The following is a 14,777-nucleotide window of genomic DNA, read 5'->3' as shown; positions in this document are numbered from 1 at the left end:
ATTATAATCCGATCTTAATTCCAAAGTTTAAACCAATCGGCATCGGGAAGTTACCATAATCGATACCAGCTGCCCCTGAACCACCAACTGCTGCTGTATTACCATTAACAACCGGGTCTAAACCTGTGTAGTTTGTAATCAAAAACAAATCGGTACCAGTTACGAAGACACTTGCACTTTTAACGAATTTTTGTTTGCTAAGCAAGGTTTGTGGAAGTCTGTAATTAAAGGTAACATCACGCAATCTTATCCAGTTAATATCTTTTTCGATAAATAATTCCTCACTTACTGATGAATAAAAACCGTTTTGGTAGTAAGGAACGAAAGAAATGTTATTTACCGTTGGATTAGCGCTGTTTTCTCTTCCATCCTGTAATACTCCAGGAATAATTCTTGGCGTCATTCTATCAAGCGTATTGGTGCTTAAGCCTAAAGTGGTTAGGAAGTGTTGTGTTGCATTCAATACATCGCCACCTTTTCTAATGTCCAACAAGAAAGAGAGCGACATATTTTTGTAAGTGAAAGTATTGGTTAATCCAATCGAGAAATCTGGCTGTCTGTCATAACCGCCTTCAAGGAAAGTTGTTGAACGAACAGGAATACCTGAGGTTGGATTTATCAACAATTGACCCTGGTTATTACGTAGGTAGAAAAGCCCTGTTAATGATCTGGTTGAGAAGCCCGGCGTATTACCGTTACGCACGTTTGCATATAACCAGGTGTCAGACACGTAAGATTCTGGCAAATCATTAGGTAAAGATAAAACTTTTCCTTTTGCCGATTCAAAGTTCGCTAACACATCCCAGTTGAAGTTTTTAGTCTTAACAGGCGTTCCACGCAAGGTAATTTCAACACCCTGGTTTCTGGTAGAACCACCATTAAGGTTTAACAGAATAAAACCGGTTGCATAACTGCTTCTGATGTCGTTTACAATCTGATCTGTAGTTTCTTTACGGTAAGCAGTTACATCCAAACCTAAACGATTATTGAAGAAGCCAAACTCAGCACCAAACTCGTAAGATTCCGCGAATTCTGGTTTTAACCCAGGGTTTGGTCCTGTAAAACCGTATCCGTAACCACCACCTGCAGTTGTTTTGTTTTCTAAGGTCGGCACATAAGCATATGGTCTGGCATCCTTACCAACATTTGCATAAGCTGCTCTTAACTTACCGTACGAAAATACGTTTTTCAACGCCTTAAATGCAGGCACATCTGTGAATACAAAACTACCTTGAACTGATGGATACCAGAAAGAATATCTGTCAATTGGAATGGTTGATGTACGGTCATTTCTGATTGTTCCTGTTAAAAATAAATAGTTTCTGAAATCGAACGTGGCTCTACCAAAGAAACTTACCAAACGGCGCTGGCTGATTGAAGTTCTAACCAATTTGGTTGCAACGTTGTTTAACGAGTTGAAATTTGGATCAAGAAACCCTTCTCCATAACCTGCATCTACATTCGACTTTAGATTTTGCAATGAGTTACCTAAAGTAGCATCAAATGAAATATCTTCAGTAAGCTTTTGTTTCTCAAAATTAATTAAGTTTTGCAAATTGATGTTTCTGGTAATGTCATTCGCAACATCTATTGTTCCACCGCGGCTAAATGCTGAAGCGCTTTCCGGGTGACGAACGATTAAGTTTTGATTCGTATATGAATCGATACCTACATTAGATTTAATGTTAACCCAGCTGAAAGGTGTAATAGTTAAACCCAGGTTGGAAATAATTCTATTCGTTTTTGAATTGATGATATTTTTATTAACGTTAAAATAAGGATTATCTATTTCAGCGTTCCCGGCAGAACCGAATGCCAATAATCTTCTTGTACCAGCGGCGGTTATGTAATTTGTTGCATCATCCGTTTGTGGCCAAACTAATAATCCTAACAATGGGCCAATACTACCTTTTAAAGGCTGGTCGTTAACAGAATAGCTATAATTCATTGATAAATCGGTTTTTAACCAACTGTTTACAATGCCTTGAGATGCACCTGTTAAATTTATCCGTTGATAAGCTGAATTAGGAACTACACCACCCTGATCTGTGTAAGATGTTGAAATACGGTAGTTAACTTTTTCTGAACCACCTTCAAATGATAAATTGTGCTTTTGAGTAAAACCTGTTTGAAAAAAGTCTTTAACGTTATCATAAAACTGCGTTCCGGGCGCATAGGCAGGCCCAAAATACTGATAGATATTGTTAAGGGTTGAAACAGAGTTTGGTATACCCTGGCCACCCAAGCCATATTCTTTCTGTAACTCAGGATATTTTCTTGTTGTTTCTACTCTGAAACTGTTGCTGTAATTAATTGCGCCTGCACCTGCTTTTGCTCTTTTTGTAGTAATAACGATAGCACCATTTGCCGCATCAATACCATAAAGTGCTGCTGCCTCCGGACCTTTTAAAACCACCAAACTTTCAATATCTTCAGGGTTAATATCTGCCGATCGGTTTGTAAAATCTACGCCTCGATTGCTAAAGGCAGTGTTAGAACTCGCGTCAGAAACAAATGCCGAAGTGTTTAATGTCTTGTTATCAATTGGCAAACCATCAACAATCATTAAAGGCTGGTTGCTTCCGCTGATAGAACTTACACCACGAATTGTAATTGAAGATGATGCTCCCGGTACACCAGAAGAACTTGTAACCTCAACCCCGGCAACGCGGCCTTGTAAAGCGTTAACGAAGTTTTCGCGTTGAGTTTCGGCAATTGCAGCGCCCGAAACCGTTTGTTGAGAAGTACCCAACTCGCGTTTCTTAACCGTATTACCCAAAGCTGTGATCACAACCTCGTCTAAACCTTTTGCGTCCGACTGTAGCGCAACGTTAATTGTTGTATTGGATCCAACTGTTCTTTCAACTGTTGCAAAACCAATATAAGAAAATGTTAAAACATCTGTTCTGGATGCCTTAATTGAGTAAGTACCATCTCCACTGGTTTGAGTAACCACCGTGGTACCTTTAACTTTAATGGAAACACCCGGTATCGGTCCGTCAGGCGACGTAACCCTACCGGTAACGGTTATTTGTTGCGCTATGGCATGAGCCAGCAACAAAAACGTACCGATAAAAATTAAGAGTAGCTTTTTTTTCATAAACTGCCAATAAGGTTAGTAAAATGTTTAGTTGTTTGTAGTTAGTTTGTTTTGCCAAAAACACGCACAATACCGCACGTTTTTCAATATTAAGCTAATATCATAAATGTTTTTCAATAAAAGAACAAACAACTAACATTTTTATTTACAACTTACAGTATTTAATTGCAGAAAACCGCAAAAACACGCACGTATTTGAAAATTATTTTTACATTCGTGTAAACCAAACGCTATATGCTCAAAAAGGAACGCCATGACTTCATCATGCGCCAGATCAATCTGCACAACCGGGTACTTACTTCTGATTTAGTTCATTTACTTAACGTTTCGGAAGATACGATACGCAGGGATTTACAGGAACTTGTTGATCAGGGCCTGCTTTTTAAGGTTCATGGCGGTGCATTGTCTAAGTCTTACCATTCTTCTTTTGATGACAGCACGGTTTATGCCCGGGAAAGCAAAATCATCATCGCCAAAAAAGCAACCACTCTGGTTAAAGATGGTATGGTTGTTTTAACCGGCGGGGGAACGACCATTCTTGAATTTGTTAAACAATTACCAGAAAACCTTGCCGCTACTTTTTTTACGATAAGTCCGTTGGTTGCCGTAGAACTTGCTAAATACAGCAACATAGAAGTTATTTTGATTGGCGGCTTATTCTCAAAAAATTCGCAAATAACCTACGGTGGACATGTTATTAATCAACTTTCGGAAATTAAAGTTGATTTATGCCTGATGGGAACCAGTGCTATACATCCGGAAGAAGGTTTAACAGATACCGACTGGGAAATTAACCAGCTAAAAAAAGCAATGCTTGCGGCTTCGAAAAAATCGGCGGTTTTGTGTATATCAGAGAAACTCGATATTTCTTTGCGACTAAAAGTTTGTTCGATGGAAAGTATAAGTTACCTGATCACCGAATTGGACGCGGACCATGATTCGATATCGAGGTATGTTGTAAAAAATTTGAATATCCTATAATTAGCAAAAAAGGTTCCGGTTTTATACCGGAACCTTTTTGCTTAAAATGATGGATCTGCAGGTGTGTTTGAATTATTATCACGCTCCTGAAACGGATATGGGAAGAAATTACGCTTCCTTTCTGATGTTGGCCTTGCGAATCTTCTCATATCTTCCAGTTTTAAACCAGACATGTACAATTCGATACAGCGGTTTTGATAGATTAAATCCAATAATTGCTGCTGGCTATAACTTCCTGTCAAAGCAGGCAAAGCTGCACCAACGCCGAACGGATCGCCCGCAGCAGTTTTGGTTATTATTTTATTCAACTCTGTTAAAGCATTAGGTAAATCTGGTTGCCTGGCGTAAACTTCAGCCTTTATTAAAGTTATCTCACCCGGAAGGTAAATCGGGAAGGCTGTTGAGGCCGCTGCGCCAAAACCACTTATGCGCACAGCAGGTGCAATTACCGCGGTTGAAGTGTAGAATGGAATACGTTTATCAGCCGGATCTGGAGTAAACGAACCGGTTAAACCTAAATTTGCATTTGTTGGCTGAAAAACATTATTCGTTGATGTAGCCACTTCAAAAATTGGATTTAAGGTGATGGCATCAAAGTTAAATGCCGATCTTTTCGTTAAATCTACCTGGTTAGCGGCAGCCAAGGCCAGCGGATAATTTCCGGCAAAAAGAGCATAACGGGCTTTCAACGCATACAGGGTATTCGTAATATCTAAACCTGCCGGAATTTGCGCTAAAAATGTAGCACTCACAGGGTTTGCCGCAATTACAGAAATTGCATTATCTATTACAGAAATCGCTTTGTTAAAACCTTCAACGCGGGTGATGAAGGTAACGTTTGAGCCGATTCCAGAAGGCACCTTTTCCCAAAACTGAGACATATTTCCAATCGCAAGCGCTTTAAAAATACTCGAGTAAGCAATTAACCCAGCTGCGTAGTTTTTATCTGCAAGATTTGCAGCATTGGTTATCACGTTATCAGAATCGTAAACAATTTTGTTTGCATTAGCCCACAAGTTTAGCAGAATCGAATTTGTACCATCTACTGCGCTTCCTCCGGTGCTTAATTGCAGTTCGGGGATATTTCCCGAATTTAGAAGAAACACTTCATTAGTTACAAAGCCGTTCGCGGCAATCGAATTGAAAAGCAAACCCGGCCTGCTAACGGTATAAACTCTCTGCAGGCCAACAGAAACGCCGGTTAAACCTTTTGATGAAGCCAATACATCGGCAGCAATTGCCCCGTTTGGGTCTTTATATTCTTTTTTGCATGAAAACAGCATCGATGAGGCCGTAACCATTACTAAAAAAGCTGAATATTTTATGTTGATAGTTTTCATAATGATTTAGTGTTGGAATTAAAATTTAGCCTGTAAGCCCAATGAAAAAGTACGTGGAATTGGCACCGAACCAAAATCAATATTTCTTAAAATAGTTGATTGTCCGCCGGAGTTTAACTCCGGATCATAGCCTTTGTAATTATCCCAGCTAAATAAATTTCTACCACTTACGTTTACAGTAAGATCTTTTACGAAAGAAACTTTACCCAAGTTGTAGCTTAAAGATATTTCCCTTAGTTTAACAAAAGATCCGTCGTCAATACGCCATTCTTCGGTAGCATACACACCAGCGATATAACCGCGAGGTAACAGACCTAAATCTTCCTGTTCTGCAACTTTACCATTTCCAACACCTTGTCTGGTACGCCAATCAGCATTCCAAACTTCACCGCCCTGTACTGCATCCAGCTGAACATGCAAACTCAGTTTTTTATAAGTAAAATCATTAACAAATGATGCGGTATAATCCGGATTTGGATCGCCTAAAACCTTGCGCAAAGTAGTTCCTGTTGGTAGGCCATTTGCATCACGCTGTGGTGAAAATGTTGTTGCTGATGTTTGGGTACCTCTTTCCAGCTGAGGAATTCCGGCAGCATTGGTAAGCAGGCTTCCATCGGCCTTACGGGCAAAGAAAGTTCCGTAAAATACACCGATTGGCTGGCCGTCAATAATTGCAACTGGCGCTCCGGGATTTGTAGATAATAATCTCAATCCACCTGTTCCAACTGCTTTATTGCGGTTTCTGTTAAAAATAACGGTACTATTCCAGCTGAAATCTTTTGTTTTTAAAGGTACGCCGCTTACCATTAACTCGAAACCACGGTTGCGGATGGAGCCAGCGTTATCCAGTAAACTCGAAAAACCAGTTGTCGGTGCTACCACTACCGGAATAAGTAAATCTTTTACGTTTTTGTTATACCAGCTAAAAGTCAAACTCAAACGGTTATTAAAAAAAGCCATGTCTGTACCTATTTCAAGCTCTTTCTGGCGCTCTGGCTTAACACTTGTATTGGCAAGCTGACCGCTTGATACCAATGAAATTTTCCCGATGTAAGAACTCGAACTGTACTCGTTAAAACGATCGTAAGGACCAATACCCGTTAAGTTACCCGATTCGCCATAAGCAGCCCGAACTTTAAAGGCATTCCACCATGAGCTTACCCCAAAATCTTTCCAGTAATCGGCAGATGAAGGCACGTAGCTGATGTTACCTTTTAAGTAATATTGCGTACGGTTATCTTCACCAAAAACAGTCGATTGATCAACACGTACCGCTCCGGTTACGAACAAATGATCTTTGTATTTAAAGTTCTGTTGAAGATAAGCTCCGGAAATTGAAAATTCCGACCTCCTGTCGTTATTTGGCAGAATTGAACTTGCTCCGTTCACAGTTTCAACAAATGGCGCTAAACCTCGTCCGTTAAGCAGGCTGTACAAGTCTTTTTGATACTGGTAAGAACCGCCCAACTGGGTAGTAGAACTTAACAGTGATGTTAATTTCGCATCATAGGTAAAGTTCAGTTCGTTATTAAATAAGGTTGTGGTTGCATTTGCCGCACTTGCATAACCGTTTAAAGATGGGTCTAAGCCCGCACCGCCACCATAAAAACCTGTGCTTACGTTATACGCGAAGGGCGGGATAAAAGTTGTGCCGTTTTGAATCGTATTATCAACGCCCATTGTATAATCGACAGTTAAGTTTTTAACCGGATTTAATTTTAGGCCTGTATTTGCAATAATGCGGTTTGAAAACTGTCGCTGCTTTATGTCTTCAATAACCGATACCGGATTTACACGGCCACGCTCGCCAACAGCCAGCAAATTGCCAAGGGCATCCCTTTTAAATATGTCATGAAAATTACCAATAATGGTTACAGAGTTCATCGGAGAGAAGAACGAGTTACCATCCGGTTTTTCATTAGCATCACTATGTACATAATTGAAACCAGCTGTCATCCTGGCCCAGTTATTAATTTTCTGATCTAAATTTGCCTTAAAATTATACCTTGTAAAATCAGTATTCTTAATAATGCCCTGGTTTTTAAAGTAACCGGCAGATGTGTAGAACTTTGTATTATCATTACCACCAGAAACCGATACAGAATTATCTGTACCTACACCGGTTTGGAAAATATAATCCTGATAATTGTATCGTGTAACCGGCGTTGTATTCGTAAGCAAAGCTGGTGGCGTGCCTACCGTTTGAATAATATCCTGAGTAAAAGCATCTACCGAGCCACCAAATTTTAGCGGCGCCTGGTTAACTTCAATTTGTTTGCGCAGTTCGCTAATGGTTAGGCTGGTATTGAACGTAACCTGAGTAGCGCCACTTTTGCCACGTTTGGTAAAAATCTGAATCACACCCGCATTTGCACGCGAACCGTAAATTGCCGCAGCGGCTGCGCCATTTAAAACTTCAATGTGATCAATATCGGATGGGCTGATATCAACCATCCTGTTTTGGCCAATGGAACCCACAAAGTTATTTCCATCGTAATTACCAGAGGTATTGGTTACCCGGGTTGTAGAGTTATTGGCAATTACGCCATCAATTATATAAAGTGGCTCTGATGAAGAATAAACAGAACTTATACCACGTAATCTAACCGACATTCCGCCGGCTGGGTCGCCATTGTTCTGACTAATTTGTGCACCAGGCGTTTTGCCCTGCAAAGCTGTTAGAACATTTCCGCTTGGCGCTTTATTTAAATCGTCGCCCTTTACCGTGCTCACATAACTTCCCAATTGTTTTCTCGTAGTTCCTTGTGATGTTCCGGTAACGATAACCTCATCGAGGCCCACCGCATCTGTTGCTAAACTCCCATTAAGCTGCACCTGATCTCCGGCGCCTAAATCTGCCGTTTGCGTTAAGGTTTTAAAACCAACATATGACATTTGAACCTGGTACTTTCCGGCCGGCAAATCGACAGCAAAAGTGTAAGTTCCATTTGCGGCGGTACTTGTGGCTAAGGTTGTATTTAAAATTTTTACAACTGCGCCAGGAATTGGCTCTTTCGTTGTTGCTTCAGTTACCTTTCCGCTAATAGTATAGCGCTTTGTTTGAGCGCCTGCCACCTCTGTAAATAAGAGTAGCAGCAATGGGGCCATCAAAATTGTAAAAAACCTTGGCGACCATTTAAGGTAAAATTTTTCCATAAATTAGGATTTAGTAAGGATTAGGATAAAAACAAATTTAATAAAATTGCGTGCAAACAAAATTTTTTATTCAGGAAGACTGATTTTACCCATACAAATGGAAGGTACGCCCTGTCTTCTACCAAAATTTATTGGGCTTCCGCACAATGTTTCGTTAGCAAGAACTGCAAATAAAACGGCTTCCTTTGCATCGGGATTAATGCCTAAATCTTCTGTGCTCCTAAATACAGATTGAGGCAGTTTAGCTTTAAGCAAATTAACGAGTAATGGATTATGCATTCCACCGCCACTCATAAAAACATTTGCAGCAGCAGCATCTCCAAAGCATTTTTTTACTGAGTTTGAAATCGTTTCGGCAGAGAAATGGCAAAGTGTTGCCATAACATCCTCCTTGTTAATGTTTTCTGTGGATGAGGCTTTTTGCGCTGACGCCAAATAATTAAGATTGAACAATTCAGGGCCTGTCGTTTTCGGGAATTCACCATCAAAAAACCTACAGTTAAGTAATGCCAAAAATAATTTTTCATTTAATTTTCCTGATGATGCGATCACGGCATTTTTATCATAGAAAACATCATAGTATTTTTGCACGTATTGGTCCATCATGGTGTTCCCCGGACCAACATCTGTAGAAAAGATTTCGCTGGCGTTCAGGTTTCCGGGCAAATAGGTAAAATTTGCAATCCCACCTATATTAAGCATTATCCTGTCTTCGTCTTTCTTCGAAAAAATCAGGTAATCGCCATATACCGCCAACGGAGCACCCTCACCGCCCGCAGCCAAATGCTTTTGCCTGAAATCTGATAAAGTGATAATGCCCGTTTTTACAGCAATGTGATCGCCATCGCCAATTTGCAGAGTTCCGTTTGGGTAATCGTGTAATTGGTGTTGTGCCTTCGGCGCATGAAATATCGTTTGCCCATGGCTTGCAATAAAATCAATTTCGGCGGCAGTGTAACCCCAACGCTTCAATGCATCGTTTATTAACTCGGCATGAGTGTTTGCTATATGCTCGTTCATGAGGCAAACCAATTCTAAATCAACCTGCTTTTTAGAAAAGATAGCTTTTATTTTTTGCCTGAAATCATCTGTAAAATCACCAGTTTCAAATTCGAGTATTCGTATCTGGGTTTCTGCACCATTTCCCTTAACACTGCAAAGCGCAATATCTAAACCATCCATCGAGGTACCACTCATTAAGCCAATAATTAAGCGTTCATCTTTGCCTGCGTTTTTATAGAGTCTTTCTAACTGTAGATTCATAATTGCTTGATTTATTGCGAGAACGATCAAACGTTTGTTTGTGCCTCTAAGCCAATTTTAAGGAAATAGTTGCAATAAAAGTAAATAACCTTTGTTAAAAACCGACCATATCTTTCTATATTTACTGCTCCGTACATTAAAATCCATACAAAAAAAATGGCAAGATTAAATCTACTGGAGGAGACGCGCTTCGAGAAACTACCGGTAAGCGTGTTCGAAAATCCTAAAATTGCTTCTGTAAATGTTGCACATCGCATCGCAGATCTCATCAAAAGAAAACAAGCATCCAACACACCTGCAGTACTGGGCTTAGCAACAGGTGTTACGCCGATTGCGGTTTATGCCGAGCTGGTTAGACTGCATAAAGAGGAAGGCTTAAGTTTTAAAAACGTAATAACTTTTAACCTGGATGAATATTATCCGATGCTCCCAAATGCGGCGCAAAGTTACGTTACGTTTATGAACGAAAATCTTTTCGACCATATCGATATCGATAAAAATAATGTACACATTCCGGATGGAACCCTGGCGTTGGAAGACATTCCTGCCTTTTGTTTGGATTATGAAAAGAAAATCGGAGATTTAGGTGGCCTCGACATTCAGATTTTGGGTATCGGCCGTACTGGTCACATCGGTTTCAATGAGCCAGGCTCTGCGCCAAACTCCGGAACGCGTTTGGTAACATTGGACGATTTAACACGAAGAGATGCTGCCCGTGATTTTGGTGGGAAAAGTTTTGTTCCTACAAAAGCCATCACCATGGGTATAGGAACTATTTTTAAAGCTCGCGAGATTATTTTAATGGCTTGGAGCCGTAAAAAAGCTTCAATTATTAAAAAAGCCGTAGAAGGTGAAATTTCTGGCGAAGTTCCGGCAACGTATCTTCAACTTTCTGATAATGTAGAGTTCATTTTAGATGCTCCGGCAGCCTCTAATTTGACCAGATTTGACACCCCTTGGTTGGTTAAGGATTGTGTTTGGACCGACGCATTAATTCGTAAAGCAGTTATCTGGCTTGCAAATACCCTAAAAAAACCGATATTAAAACTAACTGAAGATGATTATAACAATAATGGCATGGCACAACTTGCCACCGAAAAAGGGCCTGTTTATAACATCAACATCCATATTTTTAACAAATTACAGCATACCATTACAGGTTGGCCCGGCGGTAAACCAAATGCAGACGACTCGCAACGCCCCGAGCGGGCAGAGCCTGCGAAAAAGCGTGTCATAATATTTTCTCCTCATCCTGATGATGACGTAATTTCTATGGGCGGAACGTTCATCCGTTTAGTCGATCAGAAACATGATGTACACGTAGCTTATCAAACCTCGGGTAACACGGCAGTTTGGGACGACGACGCTTTGAGATTTGTGGAATTTAATGTTGATTTTACCGAGAAGATGGGCATGGATAATACCCATTTACAAGAACTCTATCATAAAATGAGGGCTTTTATCGAGCAGAAAAAGCCAAACCAGGTGGATACTCCGGAAATTCAGACTGTTAAAGGCTTAATCAGGAAAGGTGAAGCGATTGCCGGTGCCCGGTATTGTGGCCTTGAAGATGACCACATTCATTTTCAGGCGCTTCCTTTTTATGAAAGTGGCAAAAACCAAAAAAAACCGGTAACAAATGCTGATGTACAGTTAACGATTGAGCTTTTACAACAAGTGAAACCGCAGCAAATATTTGCAGCCGGTGATTTTGAAGACCCACATGGCACCCATTTGGTTTGCTTTAATATTATTTTAGCTGCTTTAACTGAATTACGTAAAACAGAAGAATGGGCAAACGATTGCTGGTTATGGATGTACCGTGGCGCATGGCATGAGTTCGAAACCCATGAGATCGAAATGGCGGTGCCAATTAGTCCGCAGGAACTTGAGCGCAAAAAATACGCGATTTTTAAACACCAAAGTCAGAAAGACAGAGCTGTTTTTCCAGGTGACGATGCAAGGGAATTCTGGCAGAGAGCCGAAGACCGCAATCGCGATACTGCAAAAGCTTATGATGCTTTAGGTTTAGCGGAGTATGAAGCGATGGAAGCTTTTGTTCGCTGGAAGTTTTAGCAGTAAGTAAACTGTTTCAATAGAAAAATCCTGCATTGTGAATTCAATGCAGGATTTTTTTTGTCTGAACCATTCTGAACTTATTTTTTCAATATTTCAATTTATTAAAACAATACTCTAAATTAGTTTCAAAATCTAACCCAGCCTAAAAATGACCCAGCCAAAACAACGTTTATTATCACTCGATTTTTTAAGAGGATTAACAGTTGCAGCTATGATTTTAGTTAATAACCCGGGCAGTTGGGCACACATTTATGCACCACTTGAGCATGCCGAATGGAATGGTTGCACACCAACCGATTTAGTTTTCCCTTTTTTTCTGTGGATTGTAGGCGTCTCCATCGCTTTTGCAATGAGCAGTAGCAAAGCAGATCCTTCTTCGCATAAAAAAACAATAATTAAGGCCGTAAAAAGAGGCCTGATCCTTTATTTTTTGGGGTTCTTTTTAGCAATTTTCGGAAAACTGCTTAATGACCCTGCTCATGCGTTTCAAACCGTAAGACTGTTGGGTGTTCTTCAGCGCATCGGCATCGTGTTCATCATCAGCAGCATCATATTTTTAAAAGCATCGCAGAAAACAATTTTCAAAACATTAATTGTAATTCTTGCGGTTTATTGGGCATTGATGACATTTGTTCCTGTGCCCGGTGTTGGTTATCCCAATATGGAAAAAGAAACCAATTTAGCAGCTTGGATAGACAGAGGTATTTTAACAGAATCCCATACCTGGGCTTCATCAAAAACCTGGGACCCGGAAGGTGTTTTAAGTACCTTGCCGGCAATAGGAACCTGTTTGTTCGGTATTCTGGTTGGCATTTGGATGCGAAGAAAAGATGTTGATAACGCTACAAAAGTAGCGTGGCTGTTTAGTGCCGGTATAGCAGCTGTTGTTTTAGGTTTGCTTTGGGATTTGCAATTTCCAATTAACAAAGCCCTCTGGACAAGCTCTTATGTATTGTACGCCGGCGGATTGGCCTCTGTAGCTTTGGCACTTTGCTACTGGGTAATCGACGTTCAGGGATATAAAAAGTTTACCACCCCATTCGTTGTTTATGGAGTTAATGCGATAACAGTATTTTTCCTTGCCGGCCTAATGCCGCGAGTACTTAACTTACTTCAGGTAACGAAGCCCGATGGCGAAAAAACCGGTATCCTGGTACGTTTTTATGAAACCTGCTACTTACCGTTTTTTTCGCCGATAAATGCCTCCTTAGTTTGGGCGATAACTTATGTACTGGGGTTTTATGTTTTACTTTATTTCATGTACAAAAAGAATATCATTATTAAAGTTTAACTATTCTTTTGCCAAAGGAATTTCTACGCCAACTGGCCCGCTGGGTTCGCTTTCATTTTTTAACCTGTCCAATGCGGTAACTAAATAGCTGTATCGCTTTCCGCTTTCTACTGTAGTATCTATAAAAGAAAGGTAGTCTTCGAAACTAATTTTTAAGATGTTTTTGGGGTCGAGGGTGGAGATTTTTTCACCTTCCGCAAAGCGATAAATCACAAAGCCTGATGCTGTTTCGCCATCCCGGGCTTTCAAAGGCATTAACCACTTTAAATGCACGCCATCCTTCAATGCGTCTGCTGTTAACAACTGCGGTTGATTTGGCGGTGTTTCATCCAACCATGGCATTTGTGGTGGTAAAGCTGGGTATTTGTATAAATCGGTTTTTAAAGAATCTCCAAAAGCCCTTGCCACCGTACTTAACGATTTCGAAGAGAAGTAAACGCTGCCTTGAATACGGTTATTCTCCCGGAGTGCCCTAATTTGACTTGGCAGTTCGGTCGGATTACGCCAGGCCATTTCTGCTCTGGAATTTACAAGATAAGCCGCATGGCCAACATAAACGTGCCGCCCGTAAGCATTGTTGCTCCACCAATCTAACAACACACCATATGGAGCAACTTTTTTACTGAAACTAAAGTATATCTGAGGGTTGATGTAATCTACCCAGCCTTCTTTAATCCATTTACGACTGTCAGCGTAAAGTTCTGCGTAATTTGAAAGGCCATTACTCGCAGATCCTTCCTGATCTTCGTATTTGTTTCGCCAGATACCGAAGGGACTTATCCCGAATTTTACATATTTTTTGTAGTGGTGCACACTGTCATCAACCATTTTTATTAGCAGATCAACATTATTTCTCCGCCAATCTTTGATATTAGAAAAGTTGTTTGGGTATTTATAGAAGGTGTTACCATCATCAATCCTCTGGCCGGCAATTGGATAAGGGTAAAAGTAATCGTCGAAGTGGATGCCATCTATGTCATAGTTTTTTACCACATCTAAAATTACCTGCGTAATGTATTCTCTAACTTCAGGTATTCCCGGGTCGAATTGTCTTTTCCCCCCATAATTAAAGAACCAATCCGGATGCGCCTTTGTTACGTGGTCGGCACTTAAAGCTGTTGACATATTCATACTAGCTCTGTAAGGATTAAACCAGGCATGCAATTCCATCCCCCTAAAATGAGCTTCTTTTATGGCAAACTCCAAAGGATCGTAACCCGGCGCAGGTGCTAAGCCTTGTTTCCCTGTTAGCCACTGGCTCCACGGCTCCCTGCCTTTAGCATAAAAGGCATCTGCGGCAGGCCTAACCTGTAAAAGGATTGCATTTAAACCTTGTGATTTGTGTTTTTCAAGGATTCCAATCAATTCTTGCTTTTGCTGATCGACCGTTAATCCTGGCCTTGATGGCCAATCTATGTTGGTTACTGTGGCTACCCAAACGCCCCTAAACTCTCTTTTTGGTGCAATTTTTGATGTTGGTTGTGCATTTAATATATAAGGTAGTATAGTTAAAGATAAAAGTGCGTATAGAAAGTTTTTAAGCATTATTATGTATGTTTTTTTATTC

The 14,777-nt window shown here is 40.4% G+C and carries 8 protein-coding genes; 3 read left to right on the top strand and 5 right to left on the bottom strand.

From position 1 onward, the window contains the following. Position 1: 1 nt before the first annotated feature. A complete protein-coding gene (locus tag ASG14_RS01585; protein WP_056869316.1) occupies positions 2 to 3,100 on the bottom strand; it encodes a SusC/RagA family TonB-linked outer membrane protein in 3,099 nt (1,032 codons plus the stop codon). A gap of 234 nt (positions 3,101 to 3,334) precedes the next feature. Here ASG14_RS01585 and ASG14_RS01580 point away from each other — a divergent pair, with 234 nt between their 5' ends. Continuing rightward, complete coding sequence (locus tag ASG14_RS01580) at positions 3,335 to 4,081, top strand: DeoR/GlpR family DNA-binding transcription regulator (protein WP_056869315.1); 747 nt, start codon at positions 3,335 to 3,337, stop codon at positions 4,079 to 4,081. A gap of 41 nt (positions 4,082 to 4,122) precedes the next feature. Here the strand turns inward: ASG14_RS01580 and ASG14_RS01575 are convergent, their stop codons facing one another. The 3 genes from ASG14_RS01575 to ASG14_RS01565 form a co-directional block, all read right to left on the bottom strand. Beyond that, positions 4,123 to 5,421, bottom strand: coding sequence for a RagB/SusD family nutrient uptake outer membrane protein (locus tag ASG14_RS01575; protein WP_056869314.1), 1,299 nt, complete (start codon positions 5,419 to 5,421; stop codon positions 4,123 to 4,125). A gap of 18 nt (positions 5,422 to 5,439) precedes the next feature. Further along, complete coding sequence (locus ASG14_RS01570) at positions 5,440 to 8,577, bottom strand: SusC/RagA family TonB-linked outer membrane protein (protein ID WP_082491284.1); 3,138 nt, start codon at positions 8,575 to 8,577, stop codon at positions 5,440 to 5,442. 66 nt (positions 8,578 to 8,643) lie between these two features. After that, complete coding sequence (locus ASG14_RS01565; RefSeq protein ID WP_056869313.1) at positions 8,644 to 9,840, bottom strand: anhydro-N-acetylmuramic acid kinase; 1,197 nt, start codon at positions 9,838 to 9,840, stop codon at positions 8,644 to 8,646. Positions 9,841 to 9,996: 156 nt separating this feature from the next. On the opposite strand from ASG14_RS01565, the gene nagB reads away from it, so the two are divergent. Beyond that, complete coding sequence (gene nagB / locus ASG14_RS01560; RefSeq protein WP_056869312.1) at positions 9,997 to 11,916, top strand: glucosamine-6-phosphate deaminase; 1,920 nt, start codon at positions 9,997 to 9,999, stop codon at positions 11,914 to 11,916. Positions 11,917 to 12,067: 151 nt separating this feature from the next. Further along, positions 12,068 to 13,210: an acyltransferase family protein gene (locus ASG14_RS01555; RefSeq protein WP_056869311.1), complete on the top strand. Its 1,143-nt coding sequence runs from the start codon at positions 12,068 to 12,070 to the stop codon at positions 13,208 to 13,210. Here ASG14_RS01555 and ASG14_RS01550 read toward each other — a convergent pair whose 3' ends face one another. Beyond that, positions 13,211 to 14,755: a glycoside hydrolase family 10 protein gene (locus tag ASG14_RS01550; RefSeq protein ID WP_056870192.1), complete on the bottom strand. Its 1,545-nt coding sequence runs from the start codon at positions 14,753 to 14,755 to the stop codon at positions 13,211 to 13,213. Between the last annotated feature and the right edge of the window lie 22 nt (positions 14,756 to 14,777).

The organism is Pedobacter sp. Leaf194 (genome assembly GCF_001423945.1).
Classification (GTDB): Bacteria; Bacteroidota; Bacteroidia; order Sphingobacteriales; family Sphingobacteriaceae; genus Pedobacter.
This window is presented reverse-complemented; position numbering and strand designations above follow the sequence as displayed.

Coding starts and splice junctions, on each gene's coding strand:
- ASG14_RS01565 (WP_056869313.1), bottom strand. CDS start 9,840: ATGAATCTACAGTTAGAAAGACTCTATAAAAACGCAGGCAAAGATGAA.
- nagB (WP_056869312.1), top strand. CDS start 9,997: ATGGCAAGATTAAATCTACTGGAGGAGACGCGCTTCGAGAAACTACCG.
- ASG14_RS01580 (WP_056869315.1), top strand. CDS start 3,335: ATGCTCAAAAAGGAACGCCATGACTTCATCATGCGCCAGATCAATCTG.
- ASG14_RS01575 (WP_056869314.1), bottom strand. CDS start 5,421: ATGAAAACTATCAACATAAAATATTCAGCTTTTTTAGTAATGGTTACG.
- ASG14_RS01585 (WP_056869316.1), bottom strand. CDS start 3,100: ATGAAAAAAAAGCTACTCTTAATTTTTATCGGTACGTTTTTGTTGCTG.
- ASG14_RS01570 (WP_082491284.1), bottom strand. CDS start 8,577: ATGGAAAAATTTTACCTTAAATGGTCGCCAAGGTTTTTTACAATTTTG.
- ASG14_RS01550 (WP_056870192.1), bottom strand. CDS start 14,755: ATGCTTAAAAACTTTCTATACGCACTTTTATCTTTAACTATACTACCT.
- ASG14_RS01555 (WP_056869311.1), top strand. CDS start 12,068: ATGACCCAGCCAAAACAACGTTTATTATCACTCGATTTTTTAAGAGGA.